Consider the following 20,920-nt stretch of genomic DNA (forward strand, 5'->3'; position numbering starts at 1 on the left):
GTGGAAGCCTCGCCGGAAATCAGTGCGTTGTGTGCGCCCGCCGGCCGAGCTCGTCGGACACCGCGTGCGCGGCTCTCAGGAGAAGCTCCCGCAGCTCATGGGCCCGGTCCGCGCCCCGCGCCGGCATGACGATCCCCAGCGCGGCACTGACCGGCCCGGTCCGGCCGATCCGCACGGGTGCAGCCACCGCGACCGTGCTCTCCGACAGCTGCCGGTCACTGACGAAGACCTGCTCGCGGCGGATGCGGTCCAACTGTGCGCGCAACGTCTTCGGTGCTGTGACGGTGTGCGGGGTCCAGGCCCGCAGCGGCGATTCGAGGACCTCCTCCTGGATGTCCCGGGGCGCGTGTGCCAGCAGTACCCGACCCATCCCGGTGGAGCCGATGGGGAACCGGGAACCGACCATCGTCACCAGTTGCACCGACCGGTGCCCGGCGATCCGCTCGACGAAGACGAGTTCCGTGCCTTCGCGCACCGCGAGCTGGATGTTCTCGTGAGTCGCCTCGTACAGGTCCTGCATGAACGGCAGGGCCACGTCACGCAGGATCTGAGTGCGGGGGCATCCCGAGGCGATCTCCCAGAGCCTCAGCCCGACGTACCACGCCCCGTCCTCTCCACGCTCAAGCGCTCCCCATTCGGCCAGCTCTGCGATCACGCGATGCGTGGTACTCAGGGCCAGGCCCGCGCGCTGAGCGATCTCCGACAGCGTTTGCGACGTGCGCTCACGATCGAAGGTCGAGAGGACCTTCAGAACCTTTCCGGCCGCCGTGATCTGGGTTGTGCTCACGCCGTCAGTCTCGCAGACCGTCGTTGAGCCCCCCGGTCGCGCGTCGTACCATCGGCCGGACATTAGGAGGCGATGTGGGTCGAGAGCTCTCTGGACTGTCCTCGATGGCGACACGGCTGATTCTGGCTGACCTTGCCGATCACATCCGACTCGATCACGGGATTCCCGTACGGTTCGAGTCCGCCGGCGGCGTCGAGGTCGCACGGCGAGTGCGCGAGGGCACCGAGGCCGACTTGCTCGTGCTCGCCGATGGCGCATTGGCCCGACTGGAACACGAAGGACACCTCCTGGCGGGAACGGCGCGCCCCCTGTGGATCTCACAGGTCGTTGCCGCCGTACCGGAAGGGTCACCAGTCCCAGCCCTGCGCTCAGAGCCTGACCTGCGAGCCGTTCTCCTCGCTGCGGAGCGGGTCGCCTACTCCACAGGGCCCAGCGGTACAGCCCTTGTCGATCTGATCACCCGGCTCGATCTCGCCGACACGCTCCGAAACCGGCTCGTCCAAGCACCACCGGGGGTACCGGTCGGCAGCCTGCTCGTGTCCGGTGCAGCCGATCTGGCCTTTCAACAGCACAGCGAGCTGATGGATCTGCCGGACATCGTCATCATCGGCCCGCTGCCGGGCGACACCGCGATCAGCTCGACGTTCAGTGGGGGCGTACTGGCTGCTTCGCCCCAGCCACATCGCGCCTGCGAGGTTCTCGACATTCTCGGCTCCGACGCAGCATCGAAGACCATCCGCGCGAGGGGCATGCGGGCCACCTGGGATCAGGGCGGACACATGTCACCCGGGGTTCCAGCCGCCGACGGATGACCGCGAGCGGCGGGGAGAAGTCTGTCCCCACGTCCAGCCGTAACCCGGGGGTCTACTTGGGTGGGAGTTCTGCGGTGACGTCCATGGCCCATGTGAGCCAGCCGTCCAGCACGTCGTCGTCGAGGATCTCTTCGGCGGGCAGTACCCAGCCGTTCTGTTCCTTGCCGCGGAAGACGAGCTGTCTGGTTCCCGGTCGGGCGAGGGCCTCGTCCATGCCGTCGGGTCCGACGCGCACCATCAGACCCTCCTCGTAGACGTTGGCGAGGGCGTTGCCGTTGAGGAGGAAGGTGATGCCGCCGAACATCTTCTTCGCGCTCACCCCTTCCGGTTCGAGCCGCTCGCGTACCCGCTCCGCGAGTATCTCGTCATACGCCATGATCGTGCTCCTTCCGCGGGCGACCGGGCCCGTCCGTCACCGGGTGCCGCCGGTGTAGTCGGTCTGGGGGGTGATGTGGCCGTCGTGTACTTCGAGGACGGTGCGGAAGCCGGTGCGGACCGGTTCGCCCTTCGGGGGCAGGGCGGGGTGCAGTCCGGAGCTGGTGCCGTGGAAGTCGAACTCGACGGCGACTGTCTCCCCGTGGGGGATGATCCGGCGCACGGTCATCCTCCGGTCGGGGACGGCGCTGGCGTACTCCTTCACGTGGGCGACGAAGGCGTCGCGGCCGGTGAACGCGAGGCCGTACGCCGCGCAGGAGTAGGGGACGTCCGGGGCGTAGAGGGCGTCGAAGCGGCCGAAGTCCTGGTCGTTGTAGGCGGCGGCCCAGGCGTCGTCGACCGCACGGGCGGCGGCACTGGTCAGGGTGGTGCTCACGGTTTCGGTCCTTCTCGGAAGAAGTGGGGGGATGGCGGGCTGGGGTTAGCCGGCGTTGACGGTGGACTTCTCGTTGACGCCGATGACGTAGTCGTCGGGGTCGCGGAAGTAGAACAGGCGCACCCCGTTGTGGTCTTCGGTGAGGGGGGCTTGACGATCTCGGCGTGGCGGGAGATGCGGTCGTAGGCGTCCTGGAGGCCGTCGACGCCGAGGTAGTGCATGCCGGCGAAGCCGATAGGGGTTTCGGCGAGGACGGGCAGCCAGTTCTTGAGGTCGTCGTTGCTGTAGAGCATCGCGCAGAACTCGCCCTGGTAGAAGAGCATGTGGATGTCGTCGCCGGGATTGGCGGTGCTGGAGTCGACGTCGAAGCCGAGCTGCTTGTAGAACGCGATGCTGGCCGCGGTGTCCTTGACGCTGAAACAGGGCGCGTACGCCATGGCAGTTCTCCTAGGGTGGGGGTAACGGAGTGGGGCAGGGGTGGGGGAGGGGTTTCAGGACTCCTGGGGCCATCCGGTGCTGATGCAGAAGGGCTGCCCGGAGGGGTCCAGTAGGACGGTCCAGTGCTCGCCGCCGGGCTGGTGGGCGGGCTTGCTCGCGCCCAGGGCGAGCAGGCGCCGCTCGGCGGCCGGAACGTCGTCGAAGGCGAGGTCGAGGTGGAACGGGAGCTCGTCCGCCGGCTAGTCGGGGGCCTTGTACTCCCGGGCCGTGTGGCACACGAGGCGGGTGGAGCCATCGGTGACGAGGAAGGGGCGCCGCCCTCGCCGGGGAACTCGTCGGCCAGGCGCCAGCCCAGCGCGGCGGCGTAGAACTCGGCGAGCACCCTGCTGTCGGGAGCCCACAGGGCACCGGAGGCCAGCGACCGCATGGCAGCCGCCGGGGCGGATTCAACAGGTATGAGAAGGCCTTCCATCAGAAAAGGGGAGAGGTCGAGCCGAGGAGGCACGGCCCCCTGACCGCTTCCACGAAGGGAAGCCCGGCGCGGAGCCGGATACGGAACGGGGTCGGTGCGGGTCCGGACCTGCTTTTCAGTACATCTGTACTGTAACTCGAATCCGAGGCAGCGTGCAATGCGGACATATCGCATGATTCTCGTGAGGTGGCGGACATGGGCCCACGCCACACCACACCGCCTCTGAACGCGCCTCCCCAGTCGCGCGGCGCCCGGGAGCGGCCTACGGTACATACGTACCGCAGCCCGTTACCCTGCCTCCGGAGCCGCACTTATGCCCACCCAGCCGCCCTCCCCCCGACGCCGCCGCGACCCGCAACGCCGCATCGCCGAGATCACGGAAGCGACCCTGCGCGTCATCGCCGAACGCGGCATCGAGGGCCTGACCCACCGAGCCGTCGCCGACGAAGCCGGCGTGCCCCTGGGGGCGACCACCTACCACTTCACCACCAAGGACGACCTCATCCAGGCCGCCCTCACCCTCGCCTGCGACCGCTACGCCGCCATGCTCGCCGAATGGGTCGCCCAACGCCCCGGCCTCACCCCCGACCAGCTGGCCGTCCTACTCACCGACGCCATGCTCCACGCCTACGGCCCCGACCGCGCCTACGAGACCGTCGAACTCGAGCTCTACCTCGCGGCCCTTCGCCGCTCCGCCCTGCGCCCGATCGCCGACCGGTACACCGAGGTCACCACCGACGCCCTCCTGTCCTACGTCGACCCGCTGACGGCGCAGGCCGCCGTCGCGGCGTTGAACGGGCTCACCCTCCGCGGCCTCGCCGGCACCCACCCGCCCACGCGCACCGAGCTCGAGGGCATCCTGCGGCGCATCCTCACCCCGAACCCCGCGCTCACCGCGTGAAGGCGTGCCCCGACGGTGGGTGCCCTGGCCCGCAGGGGGATGCCCGACACCCTTGACCAGCCCTGGGCCGGGCAGCCGGTCCCGGGAACACGGAAGGCGGACGGCGCCGCCGCTGCAGACCGGCGACAGCGATGTCCACCCGTCCCGGTCGCCCCGCTGTGCGGAGGGCGCTGCTCACCGTTCGTTGGCGCCGTGGCGGTCCTGGCGGGTGAGAGCGCGGGCCGCGCGTAGCAGGCGTTGTCCCAGCCGTTCCAGGTGGGGCGCGAGGGTAGGGGTGACGTGGATGGTGTCCTCGGCGCCGAGGTCGATTCCCAGGAGCTGTTGGGCGATGCGGCCGGGATCATCCGAGGCCAGGCGCAGCTCGCTGGTGCGGTCGTCGAGCGGCTGGACGCGGCCGGGAAGGGACCATCTGCGGGAGCGCACCGTGTCGGCGTCGGCTTCGACGACGGCCTGGAAGGTATATCGGGCGGGGGCGGCGGCCAGGCGCGCGGCTCTTGGTGAACCGTGCCACGATCAGCGGGGCCGCGGTGGGCGAAGAGGTCGGGTAGGGGCCGTGCCAGCCCTGGCTGACCTGGCCCTCGGGGCAGGTGACCTGTTGGCGGTCGTAGTCGATGTGGAAGTCGTCTCGGGCGAAGCCCTCGCCTCGGCGGTGTTGCCGGGTGGGGTTGCCCCGGAGCGGCCCGGAGACGGTGACCTGGTGGTCGCGTGCGGCTTGTTCCAGGTGGGGCAACGAGGTGTAGCCGCTGTCGACCAGGTGCTCGGTGGGCAGCAGGCCGCGGTGGTGCAGGCGGGTGTGGATGCCGGGCAGGACGTTGCTGTCATGGGTGGTGGACGCGGTAGTGGCCACGTCCGTGATCACGTTGGGGCCGTCAGCACACGTCTCCGTCAGATGGGCGGAGAACCCCTTCCAGCTGATGATGTGCCCGTGACGGGCATAGCGGCCGAGGTGTCGTAGGGTGAGACGATCGCCCGGGACGAGGGCGGTAGCCCGGGTCCGTCCTCTTTCTCGCCGGTGCGCCAGCGCAGGGGGCCTGCGGCGACGCGGTGGTAGTTCTGCACCATGATCTGGCGCAGGGCCGGGGCGCGAGGGCCCGATGCGCGGTCCGCTCCGTGCCGGTAGAGGCGTTCCAGGAGCCGGACGGCGTCGTCGCCGGTGGCGAGGATCCTGGGGTTCTTGCCCAGGCGGACCGGGCGTCCGTAGCGGCGCCCCCGCTCCTCGTCGACCAGCTCGTCGAGCGGGTGTGGGGTGGTGCCGGCGGCCTCTTCCAGCGCGGCGCGGACCGCCTCGGTGACCATCTCCAGCCGGGTCAGGTCGCGGACCGCGGCCAGGACGTGGGTGGAGTCGGTGCGCTGTGTGGTGCGCTCGCGCACCAGACTGGCCTCCTTCAGGCGGGCCAGCGCGAGGTCCATGCCCACCAATCACGCCGACGCACCGGGCGACTCCAAGATCCCCGACAGAGTCAAGCTAGGAGTCCGCTGAAGATCTTGCTCTGACCGCCCGGCTCACCCTGGATTGCCAGCAAATGTCGATCGTCCTAAAGCGGCGCAAGTCGGGCGCGATTTCAAGATCTTCAGGACACTCCTAGGGCCTGTCGTCAAAGTGATCTTGCATTGTGGATCATGGTCGGGTGATGCGTCGCCATGAACTGTCGGACGCAGAGTGGGAACTCGTGCAGCCGCTGCTGCCTCGGCCCGTGCTGGGGCCGCCACGGCTGGACGACCGGACGATTCTGAACGGGATCGTGTGGAAGTTCCGGACCGGGGTCGCCTGGCGGGACGTTCCCGACCCGTACGGGTCGTGGGCCAGCCTCCACACCCGTTTCCGCAGGTGGGCGGCGGACGGAACCTTCGAGCGGATGCTGCAGGCCGCGCGGGCGCAAGCGAACGTGGCAGGCGACATCGAGTGGCTGGCGCCGGTGGACTCGACCGTTGTCCGTGCCCACCAGCACGCGGCCGGGGCCTGAAAAGGGGGGTCTGCAGTCCGGCCCTCGGCCGGTCCCGCGGCGGACTGACCGCAGTTGGATGGCTATGACTCCAGGCGGCGTGGGCAACGCTGACGGCCGAACGCGAGATCAAGGAACTCCACGACTTCGGCGCCCATCGCGGCGAGGGCCTGTTGCCGGACTGCCCCGCGGAGGTCGCCTCTTTGCGGACGACCGCCGCGAGATGCGTCTCGGGCGTCCCTGTGACCGGGGCGTCGTTCTCGGGCGGTCATCGGGTCGCACACGCGAGGGCATCATGTGACGATTTGTCCGTCTTCTTCGTGGTGCTTAAGGGGTCTGGGCAGGGCGCCGTCGTGTCCCCACGCCGTGGAAGGGGACGTGCACCGCGCGCCGCCGTGGAGCGGGCTGCGGATAACCGGCCAGCAGGAGGATTGATGAGTACTGCCATGTTGCAGCCCCGGAGTCTGACCTACTCCGCGTTCGCGGTGGGCAGCATCGCGACGCTCGCAGGGAACGGCACAGGCGGCTGGAACGGCGACGGGTTCGCCACGTCCAGCTACCTGAACTACCCGACCGGGGTGGCGATGGACGCCGCCGGCAACGTCTACATCGCCGACTATGCCAACCACCGTGTCCGCAAGGTCTCGGCTGAGGGGCAGGTGTGGACGATCGCGGGGAACGGGCAGAAGGGCTTCAACGGCGACGGCCAGGCCACCTCCTCCCAGCTGAACCACCCCACGGGTGTGGCGGTGGACGCTGAGGGCAACGTCTACATCTCGGACAACAACAACCACCGCATCCGCAAGGTCACGCCCGACGGACGGATCCGGACGATCGCGGGAACCGGGACCGCGGGCTTCGACATGGACGGCCAGGCCACCTCCTCCCAGCTGAACTACCCCTACGGTGTGGCAGTGAATTCCTCCGGCGACGTCTACATCGCCGACCAGCACAACCACCGCATCCGCAAGATCGACCAGAGCACCGGCAGGATCTCCACCGTCGCAGGCGACGGAACGGCCGCCTTCAACGGCGACAACCGGGCCACCTCCTCCTGGCTGAACTACCCCCTCGGTGTGGCGGTGGACGCCTCGGACAACATCTTCATCGCTGATAACACGAACCACCGCATCCGCAAGGTCACGCCCGACGGGTGGATCCAGACGATCGCCGGGAGCGGCACAGCAGGGTGGAACGGCGACGGAACGGCCACCTCCAGCTACCTGTACGGCCCCTTCGGCGTGGCGGTGGATGCCTCTGGCAACGTCTGCATTGCCGACTACTACAACCACCGCATCAGGCAGGTACGCACCGTCGGGCAGACCACACCGCCTCAGCCGGAGACACCGAGCGCAGATCTGTACGGCAAGCCTGTCGCGCCCGGCACGGTACGGCAGGGCCAGCTGTTCGGCCTGGGCGTGCGGGTACACAGCTGGGGGCCGGCCATGGTCGAAGGCGGCAAGGTCACCGTCACCCTCACCCTCCCCGCCCAGCTGGTCGGTGTGGAACCCGGATGCGCCGCGCAGCAGTGCACGCGCAGCTTCCCCGGCGCCCACCTACTGCCCAATCAGGGATCCCTCGACGGCGTCTTCCAGATCATCGCCCTGCCCAACGCCACCCCAGGCACCTACTGGGCCACCGTACGCATCGACTACGACGGCGACACCCGACTGGTCGACAACGTCTTCACCATCCCGGTCAACATCGTCGTCCCCGCCCCGGTCTCCGACGAGACCGACCTGACCATCTACCAGGCCTTTCCCCCACAGGCCAAACCCGGCACCCCCACCCTGCTCCTCATGGAGATCAGCTCAGCCTCCGGCCAACCCGTCAACCCCGGAGTCATCACCCAAACCTTCACAGCCCCCACCGGCTTCGCCTTCACCGGCCAGCCCTTCTACGGCTACTACGACTCCCCCGAAGGCGTCGTGACCGGCCACCTGGACAGCAACATCCAGAACAACGGCACCACAGTTGTGATCACCGGCAACCCCCACGTCAACACCACGAGCAGTGACCGGGGCACCCTCACCTACACCTTCCCCCTGCGCGCCCTCGACAAGGCCCAGCCCGGTATCTACACCGACGGCCGCGCCACCATCGGACGCCACGCTCCCGTACGCCTGACCGGCACCGTCCTCTCCCCGACCGCACATGACAACACCCTGCAGCCAACGCCCTGAACCAGCCGAATTAGCGGCCCGGGTCTGTCCAGTAAACAGCTCTGTCCCGTAATCGGTGGTAACGAGGGGTGACGGTCAGTGCAGGAGGATGCGGTGGCGGAGGAGGTCGAAGCCAGCCCGTCCGTGCATCTGCCTCGTGATCCGTTTGGTGCGGGTGTTGACGCCTTCGGTCCGCCCGTTGTGGTGCGGGAGGGTGAGGCCGGCGTTGAGTGCTGCGCGGTCGAGTTCGAGACCGTTCGCAAAGGCGTGGAGGTAGGGCAGCCGGGCCGTGCGGACGCCAGCGATCCACGCGGTGAGTTTCTTGTCATTGCCTGCGGCCGGCGTGAGGAGCTGTGAAAACTCACGAATAAACAAGATCAGTTGGGTCATCTCTGGGCAGGACGCGGTGAGCTCGGCGAGGAGATTTGTGTCCTTGTCCCGAAGGTGGTCGGGATGGGTGAGCAGGAGGCGGGCCAGCCATCGTGGGGTGGTGACGGGCCGGTCGCCTTCTGCCCGACCCTGGGTGATGTATCGGTAGAGGAGGTTGAAGCTGCCGCCGTAGCCCTGCTCCTGGATCTCCCCGAGCAGCTGTTTCAGGGGGATGGTGGGGTCGGCCGCACGGCGTTCGCGCAGGTGGTCGCGGTAGGGATCGACGAGGGTGGGCCGGTAGCGCGGTGCCCGCCGCAGGGCTTCGGGTTCGCGGGTGCGTGCATAGCGCTTGACGGTGTTGAGGGACAGGTTCAGGCGGCGGGCGCATTCGAGCAGGCCGACGCCCTTGCCGAGGAGGTCGTGGATCTGGTGCCAGCGTTCGCGGGTGGTCTGCTCGTGGACGCCGGCCGGGCGGGGCGTGTTGGCGGTGGCCCAGCAGGCGCTGTGGGAGCGGACCTCGGCCAGGTTCTTCTCGCACGGGTTCTTCCACAGGTGCCAGCGGTCGCTGACCTGCACCGCTTCGGGCAGGGCCCGGCGCACGGCCTCCCCGTAGGCGGCGGAGCCATCACGGCAGACGATCTGGACGCCGGGGTGCTCGCGCAGCACCGCTCCAGGGCGTCGGCGCCGCGGTCCGGGAGTACGTCGATGCGTTCGCTGGTCTCGGCATCGATCAGGACAGTCGCGTAGCGGTGGCGGCGCTTGAGCGCGAAGTCATCGACGCCGAGGACGCGCGGCACCTGCACCACGGGCAAGGGCAGGTGGGCCAGAAGCCGCAGGGCGGTCGAGCGGGATATCGCCGCAGCCAGGACACGGGAGGGGCGGGCGCCCGCCCGGCCCGCTCACTCCTTCACCACCTGGCCGAGCTGGTCGGCGAGGCGGCGTGTGCGCCGCTGATAGCGTTCGATCAGGCCGGGGGCCTGTTCACGGAACGTCTGCCGGTGGCAGCCCAGGGCCGGGCAGACCAGGCGCCGGACCTGCACCGATACCACGACGCGCCTGCCGTCCGCCGGCACGTCCGCGATCGTACGTTGGTGCAAGCCGTGCACCCGCCCCGTCGTCTGTCCGCACACCGGGCACTGCACCAACTCGTCCCGGGTCCGAGCCCGCACCCGGATGACGCCGCCCTCGTCCGTCACATCCTCGACGACCAGCGAGGCAAGGCCCGAAAACACCACGTTCACAAGGTCGTTGACATCTTCCATGCACCGTCAACGACGACCGTCACCCCTCGCTACCACCGATCATGGGCCAGGGCCGCTCGATTGACATACCCCACCCTCCGACAACCTCAGTAGTTCGGCGGTGTGGTGGTGCGGGTGGCGAGTCCGTCGAGGAGGGCGCCGAGGCCGTAGTGGAGGAGGGATTCGGGGGAGAGGTCGGCGTCCACTCGGGCTGCAGTGAAGGCGGGGAAGGCGCCGCCGTCTCCCAGCGCCGCCAGCCGTGTCTCCTGGGCGCGCATCCACTCCTGCCCGCTGACGCCGCTGGTGCGCGCCGCGTCGGACTCAGGCTCGAGGTCGATGGCGTGGCCGCGGACGTATCCGAAGAGGGTGACGGCGGCGTGCATGCGGGTGTCGGCGTCCAGGCCGAGGCCTTCGAGGGCGGCGAGGGCCCAGTCGATGTGTCGGATGCCGTTGGGGACGAGCAGGGGCCGGCTGAGGTTCATCGCGCCGGCCAGCCAGGGGTGAGCCCGGTAGAGCTGCCATTGCAGGGCCGCCGAGAGTTCCAGCCGTTCCCGCCAGTGCGGCGGCGGCCGCTCGGGCAGGGCCTGTTCCCCGAAGGCTGCGTCGGCCATCAGCGCCACGAGCTGTTCCTTGTTCTGGACGTGGCGGTAGAGGGACATGGCCGAGACCCCGAGTTCCGCGCCGAGCCGGCGCATGGTCAGGGCGGCCAGTCCTTCCGCGTCCGCGATGGCGACTGCCGCACGGACGATACGGGCGCGCTGTGCCGTGTCGTCCTCGGTGGCGGTGCGGCGGCCGGGGGTGCCCGTCACGGGCCGGGCCGCGACCACGGTGCCGACCCCCGGCACCGCCTGGACCAGGCCCTCCTGCCCGAGTAGGGCCAGGACCTTGCTGGCGGTGGCCATGGCGACCCCCCACCGCTGGGTGATGGCCCGTGTCGAGGGCACCCGGTCGCCCGGGCCCAGTTCTCCGCGCTCGATACGGCCCCGCAGTTCGGCCGCGATCCGCGCGTACGGCGCCCGCTCTCGTTCCGCCATCCCGCCCCCTCCCGGTGCACTAGTACGGGCAGACCTTAGTGCACTAGATCGGATTACTCAATTCCCCTGTTCCCTCCACAAGTTCCTGTCTGTACGTTGTACACATCACCCCGAGAGAGGAACCGGAATGAACCAGCCCCAGCCCCAGCCCCAGACGACGAACCGGACCGTGCTGATCTCCGGCGGCAGCGTCGCGGGCCCGGCCCTCGCCTACTGGCTGCACCGCCACGGCTTCACCCCCACGATCGTGGAGCGAGCCCCGGAACTGCGCGACGGCGGCTACGCGATCGACTTCCGCGGCGAGGCCCTCGACGTCCTGGACCGCATGGGCCTCCTCCACCAGATCCAGGCACTGGACACGCAGATGGGCGACGCGGCCATGGTCGACGCCGAGGGCAACCGGTACGCCACTCTCCCCGCGGCGGTGTTCGCCGGGGACCTGGAGGTCCTCAAGGGTGACCTGACCCGCATGCTCTACGAGGCAACCCGCGAGAACGTCGAATACGTCTTCGGCGACTCCATCGCGACCCTGGACCAGAACGAGGACGGCGTCCTCGTCACCTTCGAGCACGGCGCGCCCCGCCGCTTCGACCTGGTCGTCGGCGCTGACGGCCTGCACTCCCGCACCCGCGCCCTGGCCTTCGGCTCCGAGGAGCAGTACGTCCGCCACCTCGGCATCTACACGGCGATCTTCAACCTGGACAACTACCTCGGTCTGGAAAACACCGGCCACCTCTACGCCGCCCCGGGCAAGGCCGCCAACATCTTCACGGCCCGCGACAACACCGAGGCCCGCGCGGCCTTCCACTTCGCCGCCGACCACCTGGAGTACGACCGCCGCGACCCCGCCTCCCACAAGCGGATCGTCGCCGAGCGGTTCGCCGGCGAGGGCTGGGAGGTGCCGCGCCTGCTGAAGGAGATGGAGGCCGCGCAGGAGTTCTTCTTCGACGCCAACGCCCAGGTCGAGATGGACACCTGGTCCGCCGGCCGCGTCGTTCTCCTCGGCGACGCGGGCTACTGTGCCGGCCCCACCTCCGGCCGCGGCACCTCGCAGGCGCTGATCGGCGCCTACCTCCTCGCCGGTGAACTCGCCGCCCGCGGCGGCGACCACACGGCCGCCTTCACCGCGTACGAGGAGCTGATGCGCCCCTACGTGGCCGAGCACCAGGCGCTGGGCCGTGAGGGCGCCGAGCGGTGCTTCCTGCCGGCCCCCACCCAGGAGGTGCTGGACATGCTGGCCGCGAACGCCCCCGAGAACACCCGCACGGAGCCGGTCCGCCTCCCCGACTACGCCCCTGCCACCGCCGCCTGACAGGCGACGGAGCCATCCACACGGGAACCCGACCGCCCGGCCGCCGACGCATATGCGTAGGTGGATCAGGGTGCGGGGTCGGTGTCGTCGCTGCATGTGCCGGTGATGGCGGAGGCTGCCGGTGTGATGGTTCGGACAGTATGGAAGCGGTGGCGGAGGCGTGTGAGGCCCGTCTGGCACCTGTGGCGCGGCAGACGCCTACACCGCCAGTGGCTCCGTCGAGCAGGGACGTCAGCTGGAGGGCGAGGACCTCGGGTCGGCCGCGCCAGCCTCCTGCTGTTACTGACTTCGGCTTGTCACGGTGAGGTTTGTGTGTCGAGGGTCAGCCCGGTGCCGGCTATGAAGCCGTCGAGGGTGTGGGGCCGGTATTGAAGGCGTTTGAGGCGATTGCGGACGAGGGCTTCGAGTCGGTCAAGGGCCATGACGGCGAGGTTGGCGAGGCTGCGTTTGACGTGGGCCCACACCCCTTCGACCGGGTTCAGGTCGGGTGAGTAGGCGGGCAGCAGGAACACTGTCAGCCAGTCCCGCTCGGCAACAAGGTCATGCATCCTGCGGGAGACGTGCGTGTTCAGGCGGTCCCAGACCAGCACGATCGGCGCCCTGACCAGGTGATGGACTCCGTCGACCAGTGAGATGAAGTCCCGCTCGCCCATGCTGCGACGTGTTCCCTTGCCTGCGGGGTGGGTCCGAAGGCGGTGACACAGCAAGTTTGTCGAGGGTGGTTTCGGCGGGGCAGCAGGCGATGTAGTAGGAGATCTCCTCGGGCCGGCTCACGCTGCGGCGGGCGATCACCCGGTGCCGGCGGTCTTCGCGGTGACAGGGACGGACCTCGACCCTGGCCCCGTCATAGACCCACGGGCCGTGGGCGCCCATCCCACAGGAACGGCGCTTCCACTTCTGCCGGGGCAGGCCGGGAAAGCGGGGGAGTGTCGAGCCGGGTGGTGGCCATGACGTGGAGACATCCGCCCGCTCCAGCTCCGTGCGCCAGCCCTCGGAGAAGCCGTAGGCGGCATCGGCGGTCACCCACCGTTCTCGAAAGCGACCATGTCGTCGATGCCGGCGGCCCGGCACCGGTCCCGGTCATCCGAACATGTGGCCGCGGCCGCGGCCGCCGGCGTAGCGAGGAACACCCCGATCCGGCAGTTCTCCGTCCGGCCGGCCGTTCCTGAGTCTGTTCAGCAGCCGGTGGATCCGGTCCGGACCCCCATACCCGGCCTCCTCCGCAAGCGTTCAGCCGTTCTTGTGCGCTCCAGCGGAGCTATCAGCCCCAGCATGTATGTGAGAGCCGACTCCCGCGGCTCCGACCTGGAGAAACGGTGGACGAACCGCTCATGCAAGGCCCCTGACGGTCAGCCGCCCCGCCCGCCGGATCGAAGACGAAGCCGGCTTCACCCGACGGCCGCCGAGGGGACGGGCCTGGGGCCGGCGAGGCCGCACCCCGATCGTGACGGTCAGCGGCCGCCGCTCGGGACGGCTGTCGGTAGCCGGGCTGAGCGCCATGCGGCCTGGATCCCCGACACCTCTGTGCCACCGCCTGCGGACCCACGCCGTGGGCAGGGGCAGGCGCCGAAGTATGAGCGAGCGGGACTTCATTGCACCGCCGAGCGGGCATGGCTGACCGTGTTCCAGCTGCCCGCCTACTCACCTGACCTCAACTCGGTCGAAGGCGTCTAGGCGCACGTCAAACGCAGCCGGCCAACCTCGCCGTCATGGCCCTCGACCGCCTCGAAACCCTCGTCCGCAACCGGCTCAATCGACTTCAATACCGGCCCGACACACTCAACGGTTCATAGCCGGCACCGGCCTGACCCTGGACGGCCCAGCGTCATCCTGACGAGCCGAAGTCAGTATCTGGTGCTCGGCCCTCGATGCCCTCCTCCGGGGCCTTCGGCGGTCCGGGGTGGCGTAGGTGTTCGGCCGTTTGCTTCCGCCGATCTCTGGACCGGAGCCCTGCCAGCTGGCGCTGGATGTGGTCGATCCGGTCGACGAGACGGATCAGTTGTTCGGCTGGTGTCCCCTTGAGTCCCAACGCCCGGGACGATGCCCTGCGGTGCCGTGGCCGGCGGCCTGCTGTGCGGCCCGGCCTGCTGTGCGGCCCGGCGTGCCCGGCGGCGGCTGTCAGCCTCGCAGGCAGTAACCGCACTGGCCCCGGCGCCGCAGGTAGTACGAGAGGGTCGCGACGCCCAGGCTCACGCCCCAGCCCACCCAGAAGATGCTCGGCCCCAGCGCACCCCACTCGTCGGCCTCGAAGAGGCGGACGCTCATCAGTCCGCCGGGAACGATCACTGCAGCCATGAGGGCCGCCGGGACGATCGCGGTGGCGGGATGGACGGGCTTGCCGTGCTTGAACCAGACCCAGCGCGGCCACACCTCGCCCCACCGGCTGATGAGTCCGTGCGTGAGTAGGCTTCCCAGTGTCGAGGCCACACCGAGCGCGAGCCCGATTTCCAGCATGCCGCTGGTGTCCTGCATGTCCTTGAGGAACGCGTCCGAGATGCCCAGGGGCCAGCCGAAGTACCAGGCGATACGGGTGATGTCGTACGGGATCGTGCAGAGCACCGCCGCATGGACCGCCCAGCGGCCCCAGCGCAGCGCGGCCGCCGGCTCGCTCCACGTCGGCGGCTTCCGGTCGCTCCGGCCGCAGTGTTCGCAGCTCCCGGCCGTTCGCCGGTGGTAGGCGAGGGTCGCGGCCAGCCAGAGCAGGCCGCCGACGAAGACGAGGATGAGGTTGATCCGGTGCCAGTACAGGATGTCGCCCAGACCGTTCTGGGGGCCGGGCACGCCCGTGAAGGCGAACACCAGCAGGACGGGGGAGAAGACGATCACGCCCAGAAGCGAGTAGTCGGGGACGAGCAGTCCCAGGGCCACGGCGGCGGACCAGCCATAGGCCAGTAGTAACCGGCGGCGGGGGCCCGTGCCGGGTTTGCGCAGCATGAGAATGCCGGTCACCACGCCGATCGCGCAGAACGCGGCGATCAGCGGTGCGACGAGGGCGGCTCTGCTCGGTTCCAAGAGCGAGGCCGAGGACCGGTCTTCGGCGACGTGGGCGAAGGGGTATCCGGCACCGCCGAGGCTCCAGTACACCGCCGCCGCGCCGTAGAGCGCCGACCATGCCACCGCCAGCCGGCCCGACCATGCGGGCCACCTCGACCAGCAGCGGTGGCGGACGGCGGAGGGGGGCTGCGCTCGTGCCGGCGCGGGCCCGGTGAGGTGTTGCGTCATGTTGCGTCTCCTTCGTGGTCGAACACAGCTTCGCGCCTGCGGAAGGCGGCCACATCTGCCGTTCGGCAGATCCATCGGCCTGCCGAACGGCTGGTGGGGCGCGGTGTTCTGAGGTCGAACTCCTCGGACCGCGTCCACCTGGCTGCCCGCTCACCTGGTTGCTTGACGGAGTCAGCGCGGGGAGTCCTGCTTCGCCGCACGTTCCGTGGTGATCAGGTCCATTCCCGGATAGAGGGAGGCGACGAAGCCCGCAGCCTTGTACACCGGCTCCCCACCGGCGCTGGCATGCAGCTGGATGTAGTGGATGCCGATCTCGTTCAGCCAGTCCACCAGTCCGGCGACGATCTTCCCGGCGTGCCCCCGGCCGCGTGCCGCGACGTCGGTGACCATGCCGTCGATGTAGCCGCGGCGCCCGTCCAGCCACTGGGGGCCGGGCAGGTGGTACGTCGCCCATGCCATGCCCGCGGCCACGAGCGGCTCGGCCGGCTCCCCTCCGATCACCAGACACCTGAAGTCCGGTCGGTTGCTGATGCGCTGTGCGAACCAGTCATGGGCGATGCTCCGCCAGGGCGCGTCGGGCGGACCGGGGTTCACGCCGAGGGCGTCGAGGGCCGTCGCGCGGAGCCGGACGAGTTCCGGAACGTCGACGGACGTTGCCTTACGGGGCTGCATGGGGTTGCTCCTCCTTGAGGGGATCGGTGGTGGGGGCGGGGGTGCCGGTCACGTCTGCTTCGACGGAGACGCGGCGGTTGCGGCAGGCCGGCAGAAGGCCCGCTTCGCCGAGCGCCAGGCCGGTGACGAGTACGCCCGCGGCGGGCAGGGCGAGCTGGATCGGGTTCACTCCGCAGGTGAGGAGGAGACCACCCAGGAGTGGCGCCAGGCAGACCCCGAGGTAGGTGGCCGAGGAGCTCAGCGCGATGGAGAACGGGGCGGCCTGGGGGTTCAGGGCGACCAGCCGGTGTTGGACCGGGACGATCAGCGCCCACCCGCACGCCCCCCAGAGCATCACGGCGGGGAACGCGGTGCCCAGGCGTGCGCCCGACCAGGGAATGGTCGCGAAGACCAGGGTGCAGACGAGCCCGGCCGCATTGATGACGACGCGGCTGCCGTATCTGTCCGTCAGCCGGCCCGCAGCCAGGTTTCCGACCACGGCTGACGCACCCCAGGCGAACAGCAACCAGGCGAGTGTCCGCGTGTCCCCGCCGGTCGCCGGTGCGAAGACCTCGCTGACGTAGGTGTAGAGCGTGAACAGACCGCAGTTCAGGACCAGGGGCAGCAGCAGGGTGCACGCAATGCGCGGATCGGACAGTGGGGAGAGCCTTCTCCTGAGCCCGGTCGGCGGAGGCAGCGGCACGGATGGCGTCGCTGCCAGGACGGCCAGTGCCGAGAGCAGGCCGAGTACGGCCACGAAGATCATCGTGCCGCGCCACTGCGCGTAGGCGCTGATGGCCGTGCCGACCGGCGAGCCGAGCGCGGTGGCGGCGCTCAAACCGGCGAACAGCAGCGACAGTGCCGTGGCGCGGCGGTGCGGTGGAGCCATGGCCACGACGGCACCCGCGGCCGTGGGGGTGAACATGGCCCACCCCAGGGCGGAGACGGCCCTGAAGCACAGAGCCGTCCCGTAGGTGGTGGCGAGAGCGGTGCCGACGTTGCCCGCCGCGAACACGAGCAGGCCGGCCACCAGCAGCGGCTTGCGCGGCATCCGCGCCGCGAGTGTCGCGACCACCGGCGAGAGGACCGCGTACACCAGCGCGTACGCCGAGACGAGCCCGGCTGCCGTGGACAGGTCCACGCGTAACGACGCGGCGATGTCTGGCAGGACACCGGCCATCACGAAGCTGTCCGTTCCCACTGCCAACATGCCGGCCGCGAGGGCACAGACCTGTCCGGTCAGCGCCTTCTCTCGTGGTTCCACTCGTATGCCCCCAACTCTCGCTAACGGAGGATCTGCTGATTCTCCGTTGGTCATGGGGACCGTATGCGCGACCAACGGGAAATTGCAAGGTTTACCATTGGTCCATGGATGCCGTACCGTCTTCCCGCGTGAGCGCGACGCCAACTCCCCCGGCGGCTGGTGACGAGCTCTTCGTCTCCCTGGCCCTCGTCAACACACGCTTCCGGCTACCGGGTGGCCCCTACGAGGGACTGCCCGACCCGCCAGCGGCCGAGGCGTGGCTGGCTGGCCGTGGGCTGCTGCCCGCCGGTGCTCGCCTCGACGCCGGCCAGGTCTCGCGGGTGCGGAACCTGCGGGAGGCGTTGCGCGCCCTGTTCGAGGCGTGCATCAGCGGCACGGCTCCCGACCTCCCGCCGGTGGAGGCCGTGAATGCGGCGCTGGGCGCCAGCCCTCCCGTCCGCATGCTCGCTTGGGGCAGCCAGGGCCCGTACCGCGAGGTCCGACCGGACACGGAACATCCGCTGGACCTGGCGCTCGCCCTACTGGCCGACAACGGGTCGGAGCTCCTCAGCAGCAACGATGCCGCCAAGATCGCCGCTTGCGGCACCCCCGGCTGCACACGGCTGATGATCAGGTCACACGCCGCACGCCGCTGGTGTTCAGACCGGTGCGGCAACCGGATCCGCGCCGCACGCCATGCCGCGGCACACCGACCGGGCCGCGGCACCGCCTGACGGCGGCGACGGACGGTGGAACCAGTGACCGACGGTCCGACGTCGCCCCAGGCGGCGAAGTGGCCTCAGGACTCCCGCGGTCACTCCCGGTTCGAGGCAGATGATGCCTCCTTGATCGACCAGTCATGCACCTCGAAGAGCGAGTCAGGGTTCTTTGCCTGCCCGATGAGGAAGTCCTTGAGGGTCACGTCATAGTCGTGGTCGAAACTGACGAAGATGCGCTTCGGCAGGAGCGCTCCTTACTCCATGTGGAGGTATCTGCGCGCCCGGTAAGGGCAGGCGCTGACCGCAGTCGTCGGACATACAGAACTGAAGCTGCTCCGCGGCCGGGTCCACGGCACGCACCACGGCGACCAGGGTCCGGGCTTGCGGCCTGACCGGGAATACGCCGCTGGATGGCTTGCGGCTCGGCATCACCGGCTGGACACAGGAACGAGGTCGACACCAGCGTCGCGCTGGTCACCGGGCTGGGCAGCTCGGTGCCTGTCGGCGACGCCTGAAGAGTGGTTCTGGATCACTTTCCGTGTCAGAGCCACGGAGCGTCACCGGAACCACAATCACGAACGGTCGTGGCAGACGCTCTCCTTCAAGTCCTCTGGCTCCATCAAAGCGCCGACGTCGCGGTCAACACCCTGACCATCCACGCCGCTACGACCGGCGACCTCATGCTGCGTGGAGGACGCGCTTGCGAAGGAGGTCGAAGTTGGCTCGGCCATCTGGCGCTTGAGCATCTTGAAATCAGCAACTTCACCAAGGTGTCGGTGATCTCCCGCTCCCGCTCGTGCAGCAGCGGGAGCGTGACCCGCAGCGGCAGCGGGTGCGTACGTTGATGGGACGGGACTGCGGCCCGCGCCCGCCGTCTGGTTACTACCCTCAGTCCGACGTCGGCGAACAGCAGCTTGTCGATCTCGGTGAGCATCGTCTCCAGGCTCACGTTGCCCGGGGCCGCCTTGATCTTCTGCGGGACCGGCGGGTCGTTCTCGCCCTCACAGGCGCCAGCTTCACCGGGTACGGCATCGTCCTGGTCGACGCCGGCGACCAGGGCCACGATCCGCTCTGTGCTCTCCACTGTCAGCCGCGCCTCGATCCTCGTCGTCAGCATCACCGTGGCCGCCTGCAGCGAGGCTGCCACGGTCCGCCCCCGGAGACGGAGGCTCGATGACTCCTCACGACAGCGGGTCAGGAGCTGCACCGGCACCTGTTCCGGCCGCCGCTCCTTACACGCGTCGTGTTCGGCGAGTCGGGCCGTCAGCTTGTCCGCGTCCGCGATACTGCATTCACGGCAGCCCAGGTGCCCGCGGAACAGTGAGTGGTGGTCCTCGATCGTCCGGCCGCTCCACTCGTACGTCCCCGGCTCCAACTCGGGTAACTGCACCTGCCGGGCGACGTACTCCACCGCCTCGCCGCGACGAGCTCGATGGTGGCGGCGGTGGAGCTTCAAGGTGGCCGACGGCTCCGAGGGGAACGGCCTCGCCGGAGGGGGGAGCGTGCGGCTCAGTTGCCGGTCGGCGTCTCGACGGACCGAAGTCCGCGAAGGCGGCCTTGTTGACGGCCTCCACACCGTGCACCTCGAAGCGCTGCTCAAAGCGGATGGTGCGGCCCTGGCTGTCGATCCAATGGGTGCAGTCGAAGCCGGTGACGCCCTCCTTGGCCTTGAGGCCGGTTCGCAGGTGACGGCGCAGACCGTGGAGGCGACGGCGAGGAGGGCGGCGTGAGAGTGCGAGTACTCGTGTTCGTTGTGGTGGGCATTTCACAGACGCAGGCCGCAGTCGCACAGGTTTCCGGGCTCCAGGTCCGCGACCGGCTTGCCGCCAGGCGGCCGAAGGCCTGCACCGGGCGGGAGGTAGCGTTTCGGTAGGATTGCGGCATGTCAGCCCGTCGTAATGAGAAGGCCCGTGAGGCGATCATCTCGGCTGCCTTCGAGTTGTGCGCCGAGCGCGGGTTCGCGGCGACGACGATCGAGGCGATCGCCGCCAGAGCGAACGTGGGGAAAACGACGATCTACCGCTGGTGGCCATCAAAGGCGGCGATCTTGATCGAGGGCGTTGAGACCGTACGGGACACCGCGGCTGGGTACCCGGACACCGGCGACATCCAGGCTGACCTGACGACGCAGACCGCGGCCGTGATGCAGCTCTTCCAGTCTGATTTCGGCGCGGTCTGGAGAGGCCTGATCGCTGCCGCCCAGAGCGACGACGCTGCTGCCGATGGGATCAGCCGCATCTTGCGTGGCTCCATCGAGGAATGTGTCGCCCGACTCGCCAAGGCTCGCGACGCAGGCCAGCTCCGTCCCGACCTGGATCTTGAGCTGGCCGTGGAACTTATCTACGGCCCGATCTACCACACCTGGCTCCTGCGCACACGCCCCGTCCCCGAGTCCTACATGCGAACGGTCCTGGCCGCTCTCATGCCCGCCCTGGCGTCCGGCACCGAGCAGGCCTGACCGTACGTGCGGTGGGACGGAGAGCCTGGCCGGCGGACGGACGCCCAGCCGGCCCGGTGGGCGGCGACCGCTTCCGCAGGATCCGAACCTCACACGAGCCCCTTGTCGGCGCCCTGAGTCTTGGTCGTTCGTGACGGGCCTGCACTTACGGTCTGCCGCGGGCAGGTGCATGCTCAGCGCGCGGGAGCCCATCGCTTCTCCTGGCGCCGAACAGGACGGTCCCGCCCTCCGCGGTGTTGTCTCACTGGGGCCTAGGGCCTGTGTGATGTCGTGATCATTCGGCGGTCTTCAGGAGGTCGTCGATCCAGATCATTGCGGCGCGGAGGTGGAGGCCGGCGAGGTAGC

The 20,920-nt window shown here is 69.3% G+C and carries 22 protein-coding genes and 4 pseudogenes; 9 read left to right on the forward strand and 17 right to left on the reverse strand.

Translation table 11 applies throughout. The annotated features are described in order from the left end of the window. Positions 1-19: 19 nt before the first annotated feature. Positions 20-787 (reverse strand): IclR family transcriptional regulator, encoded by a 768-nt coding sequence (locus ACZ4VL_RS19875; RefSeq protein WP_468201410.1) that lies wholly within the window; start codon positions 785-787, stop codon positions 20-22. 104 nt (positions 788-891) lie between these two features. Here ACZ4VL_RS19875 and ACZ4VL_RS19880 point away from each other — a divergent pair, with 104 nt between their 5' ends. Beyond that, a complete protein-coding gene (locus ACZ4VL_RS19880) occupies positions 892-1,599 on the forward strand; it encodes a substrate-binding domain-containing protein (protein ID WP_468201413.1) in 708 nt (235 codons plus the stop codon). Positions 1,600-1,651: 52 nt separating this feature from the next. On the opposite strand, the gene ACZ4VL_RS19885 is transcribed toward ACZ4VL_RS19880, so the two are convergent. From ACZ4VL_RS19885 to ACZ4VL_RS19900, 4 genes are read right to left on the reverse strand one after another with little or no spacing between them, the layout of a single operon-like run. Continuing rightward, positions 1,652-1,975 carry a TfoX/Sxy family protein gene (locus ACZ4VL_RS19885; RefSeq protein WP_468201416.1) on the reverse strand — a complete coding sequence of 108 codons (324 nt, stop codon included), beginning with the start codon at positions 1,973-1,975 and terminating at the stop codon, positions 1,652-1,654. Between the two features lie 36 nt (positions 1,976-2,011). Then, positions 2,012-2,410: an ester cyclase gene (locus tag ACZ4VL_RS19890; RefSeq protein WP_468201418.1), complete on the reverse strand. Its 399-nt coding sequence runs from the start codon at positions 2,408-2,410 to the stop codon at positions 2,012-2,014. Further along, on the reverse strand, positions 2,407-2,847 hold the full coding sequence (locus ACZ4VL_RS19895; RefSeq protein ID WP_468201421.1) for a VOC family protein: 441 nt from the start codon (positions 2,845-2,847) through the stop codon (positions 2,407-2,409). The genes ACZ4VL_RS19890 and ACZ4VL_RS19895 overlap by 4 nt, the downstream gene beginning before the upstream one ends. Before the next feature lie 54 nt (positions 2,848-2,901). Further along, complete coding sequence (locus tag ACZ4VL_RS19900; protein WP_468201473.1) at positions 2,902-3,021, reverse strand: VOC family protein; 120 nt, start codon at positions 3,019-3,021, stop codon at positions 2,902-2,904. A 612-nt stretch (positions 3,022-3,633) separates the two neighbouring features. Between ACZ4VL_RS19900 and ACZ4VL_RS19905 the strand changes: the two genes are divergently transcribed. Then, on the forward strand, positions 3,634-4,221 hold the full coding sequence (locus ACZ4VL_RS19905) for a TetR/AcrR family transcriptional regulator (RefSeq protein WP_468201424.1): 588 nt from the start codon (positions 3,634-3,636) through the stop codon (positions 4,219-4,221). Positions 4,222-4,395: 174 nt separating this feature from the next. On the opposite strand, the gene ACZ4VL_RS19910 is transcribed toward ACZ4VL_RS19905, so the two are convergent. Together ACZ4VL_RS19910 and ACZ4VL_RS19915 are read right to left on the reverse strand one after the other, a co-directional pair. Beyond that, positions 4,396-4,644 (reverse strand): hypothetical protein, encoded by a 249-nt coding sequence (locus ACZ4VL_RS19910; protein WP_468201427.1) that lies wholly within the window; start codon positions 4,642-4,644, stop codon positions 4,396-4,398. A gap of 462 nt (positions 4,645-5,106) precedes the next feature. Continuing rightward, the gene (locus ACZ4VL_RS19915) at positions 5,107-5,631 is read right to left on the reverse strand and encodes a hypothetical protein (protein WP_468201430.1); all 525 of its coding nucleotides are present in this window, start codon (positions 5,629-5,631) and stop codon (positions 5,107-5,109) included. Positions 5,632-5,852: 221 nt separating this feature from the next. Here ACZ4VL_RS19915 and ACZ4VL_RS19920 point away from each other — a divergent pair, with 221 nt between their 5' ends. Then, entirely contained in the window at positions 5,853-6,185 is a 333-nt protein-coding gene (locus ACZ4VL_RS19920; RefSeq protein WP_468201432.1) for an IS5 family transposase, read from the forward strand. Positions 6,186-6,598: 413 nt separating this feature from the next. Beyond that, a complete protein-coding gene (locus ACZ4VL_RS19925) occupies positions 6,599-8,347 on the forward strand; it encodes an NHL repeat-containing protein (protein ID WP_468201434.1) in 1,749 nt (582 codons plus the stop codon). A 75-nt stretch (positions 8,348-8,422) separates the two neighbouring features. Here ACZ4VL_RS19925 and ACZ4VL_RS19930 read toward each other — a convergent pair whose 3' ends face one another. From ACZ4VL_RS19930 to ACZ4VL_RS19945, 4 genes and pseudogenes are all read right to left on the reverse strand, one after another. Further along, positions 8,423-9,271 (reverse strand): transposase, encoded by an 849-nt coding sequence (locus tag ACZ4VL_RS19930; protein WP_468201476.1) that lies wholly within the window; start codon positions 9,269-9,271, stop codon positions 8,423-8,425. After that, positions 9,257-9,501: pseudogene (locus tag ACZ4VL_RS19935) on the reverse strand (transposase); the annotation flags it as partial. The gene ACZ4VL_RS19930 and the pseudogene ACZ4VL_RS19935, both read right to left, overlap by 15 nt. A 93-nt stretch (positions 9,502-9,594) precedes the next feature. Beyond that, positions 9,595-9,957 (reverse strand): transposase family protein, encoded by a 363-nt coding sequence (locus tag ACZ4VL_RS19940; protein ID WP_468201437.1) that lies wholly within the window; start codon positions 9,955-9,957, stop codon positions 9,595-9,597. Between the two features lie 86 nt (positions 9,958-10,043). Continuing rightward, positions 10,044-10,970, reverse strand: a complete 927-nt coding sequence (locus ACZ4VL_RS19945) for a GntR family transcriptional regulator (RefSeq protein WP_468201440.1) — start codon at positions 10,968-10,970, stop codon at positions 10,044-10,046. A 127-nt stretch (positions 10,971-11,097) separates the two neighbouring features. Between ACZ4VL_RS19945 and ACZ4VL_RS19950 the strand changes: the two genes are divergently transcribed. Then, entirely contained in the window at positions 11,098-12,282 is a 1,185-nt protein-coding gene (locus ACZ4VL_RS19950; protein WP_468201442.1) for an FAD-dependent monooxygenase, read from the forward strand. 296 nt (positions 12,283-12,578) lie between these two features. Here the strand turns inward: ACZ4VL_RS19950 and ACZ4VL_RS19955 are convergent. Together ACZ4VL_RS19955 and ACZ4VL_RS19960 are read right to left on the reverse strand one after the other, a co-directional pair. Further along, positions 12,579-12,989, reverse strand: a pseudogene (locus ACZ4VL_RS19955) (transposase); the annotation flags it as partial. Next, a pseudogene (locus ACZ4VL_RS19960) lies at positions 12,988-13,619 on the reverse strand (IS701 family transposase); the annotation flags it as partial. The pseudogenes ACZ4VL_RS19960 and ACZ4VL_RS19955, both read right to left, overlap by 2 nt. A gap of 35 nt (positions 13,620-13,654) precedes the next feature. On the opposite strand from ACZ4VL_RS19960, the pseudogene ACZ4VL_RS19965 reads away from it, so the two are divergent. Then, a pseudogene (locus ACZ4VL_RS19965) lies at positions 13,655-14,116 on the forward strand (IS630 family transposase); the annotation flags it as partial. 284 nt (positions 14,117-14,400) lie between these two features. Here ACZ4VL_RS19965 and ACZ4VL_RS19970 read toward each other — a convergent pair. The 3 genes from ACZ4VL_RS19970 to ACZ4VL_RS19980 form a co-directional block, all read right to left on the reverse strand. Next, entirely contained in the window at positions 14,401-15,504 is a 1,104-nt protein-coding gene (locus ACZ4VL_RS19970; RefSeq protein WP_468201444.1) for an NYN domain-containing protein, read from the reverse strand. Positions 15,505-15,675: 171 nt separating this feature from the next. Next, positions 15,676-16,176: a GNAT family N-acetyltransferase gene (locus ACZ4VL_RS19975; RefSeq protein ID WP_468201446.1), complete on the reverse strand. Its 501-nt coding sequence runs from the start codon at positions 16,174-16,176 to the stop codon at positions 15,676-15,678. Beyond that, positions 16,163-17,419 carry an MFS transporter gene (locus ACZ4VL_RS19980; RefSeq protein ID WP_468201449.1) on the reverse strand — a complete coding sequence of 419 codons (1,257 nt, stop codon included), beginning with the start codon at positions 17,417-17,419 and terminating at the stop codon, positions 16,163-16,165. The genes ACZ4VL_RS19975 and ACZ4VL_RS19980 overlap by 14 nt, the downstream gene beginning before the upstream one ends. A 128-nt stretch (positions 17,420-17,547) precedes the next feature. On the opposite strand from ACZ4VL_RS19980, the gene ACZ4VL_RS19985 reads away from it, so the two are divergent. After that, positions 17,548-18,132, forward strand: coding sequence for a CGNR zinc finger domain-containing protein (locus ACZ4VL_RS19985; protein WP_468201452.1), 585 nt, complete (start codon positions 17,548-17,550; stop codon positions 18,130-18,132). Between the two features lie 604 nt (positions 18,133-18,736). Here ACZ4VL_RS19985 and ACZ4VL_RS19990 read toward each other — a convergent pair. Further along, positions 18,737-19,528, reverse strand: coding sequence for a hypothetical protein (locus tag ACZ4VL_RS19990; protein ID WP_468201455.1), 792 nt, complete (start codon positions 19,526-19,528; stop codon positions 18,737-18,739). Positions 19,529-19,574: 46 nt separating this feature from the next. On the opposite strand from ACZ4VL_RS19990, the gene ACZ4VL_RS19995 reads away from it, so the two are divergent. Beyond that, positions 19,575-19,847, forward strand: coding sequence for a hypothetical protein (locus ACZ4VL_RS19995; protein WP_468201457.1), 273 nt, complete (start codon positions 19,575-19,577; stop codon positions 19,845-19,847). 152 nt (positions 19,848-19,999) lie between these two features. Further along, a complete protein-coding gene (locus ACZ4VL_RS20000) occupies positions 20,000-20,575 on the forward strand; it encodes a TetR/AcrR family transcriptional regulator (protein ID WP_468201460.1) in 576 nt (191 codons plus the stop codon). Positions 20,576-20,920: the final 345 nt, after the last annotated feature.

It is taken from the genome of Streptomyces sp. NPDC029014 (assembly GCF_055564695.1).

Bases quoted from the DNA above. Each gene is read 5' to 3' on its own strand.
- ACZ4VL_RS19880 (WP_468201413.1), top strand. From the start codon at position 892: ATGGCGACACGGCTGATTCTGGCTGACCTTGCCGATCACATCCGACTC.
- ACZ4VL_RS19885 (WP_468201416.1), bottom strand. From the start codon at position 1,975: ATGGCGTATGACGAGATACTCGCGGAGCGGGTACGCGAGCGGCTCGAA.
- ACZ4VL_RS19895 (WP_468201421.1), bottom strand. From the start codon at position 2,847: ATGGCGTACGCGCCCTGTTTCAGCGTCAAGGACACCGCGGCCAGCATC.
- ACZ4VL_RS19905 (WP_468201424.1), top strand. From the start codon at position 3,634: ATGCCCACCCAGCCGCCCTCCCCCCGACGCCGCCGCGACCCGCAACGC.
- ACZ4VL_RS19915 (WP_468201430.1), bottom strand. From the start codon at position 5,631: ATGGACCTCGCGCTGGCCCGCCTGAAGGAGGCCAGTCTGGTGCGCGAG.
- ACZ4VL_RS19920 (WP_468201432.1), top strand. From the start codon at position 5,853: ATGCGTCGCCATGAACTGTCGGACGCAGAGTGGGAACTCGTGCAGCCG.
- ACZ4VL_RS19925 (WP_468201434.1), top strand. From the start codon at position 6,599: ATGAGTACTGCCATGTTGCAGCCCCGGAGTCTGACCTACTCCGCGTTC.
- ACZ4VL_RS19940 (WP_468201437.1), bottom strand. From the start codon at position 9,957: ATGGAAGATGTCAACGACCTTGTGAACGTGGTGTTTTCGGGCCTTGCC.
- ACZ4VL_RS19945 (WP_468201440.1), bottom strand. From the start codon at position 10,970: ATGGCGGAACGAGAGCGGGCGCCGTACGCGCGGATCGCGGCCGAACTG.
- ACZ4VL_RS19950 (WP_468201442.1), top strand. From the start codon at position 11,098: ATGAACCAGCCCCAGCCCCAGCCCCAGACGACGAACCGGACCGTGCTG.
- ACZ4VL_RS19970 (WP_468201444.1), bottom strand. From the start codon at position 15,504: ATGACGCAACACCTCACCGGGCCCGCGCCGGCACGAGCGCAGCCCCCC.
- ACZ4VL_RS19975 (WP_468201446.1), bottom strand. From the start codon at position 16,176: ATGCAGCCCCGTAAGGCAACGTCCGTCGACGTTCCGGAACTCGTCCGG.
- ACZ4VL_RS20000 (WP_468201460.1), top strand. From the start codon at position 20,000: ATGTCAGCCCGTCGTAATGAGAAGGCCCGTGAGGCGATCATCTCGGCT.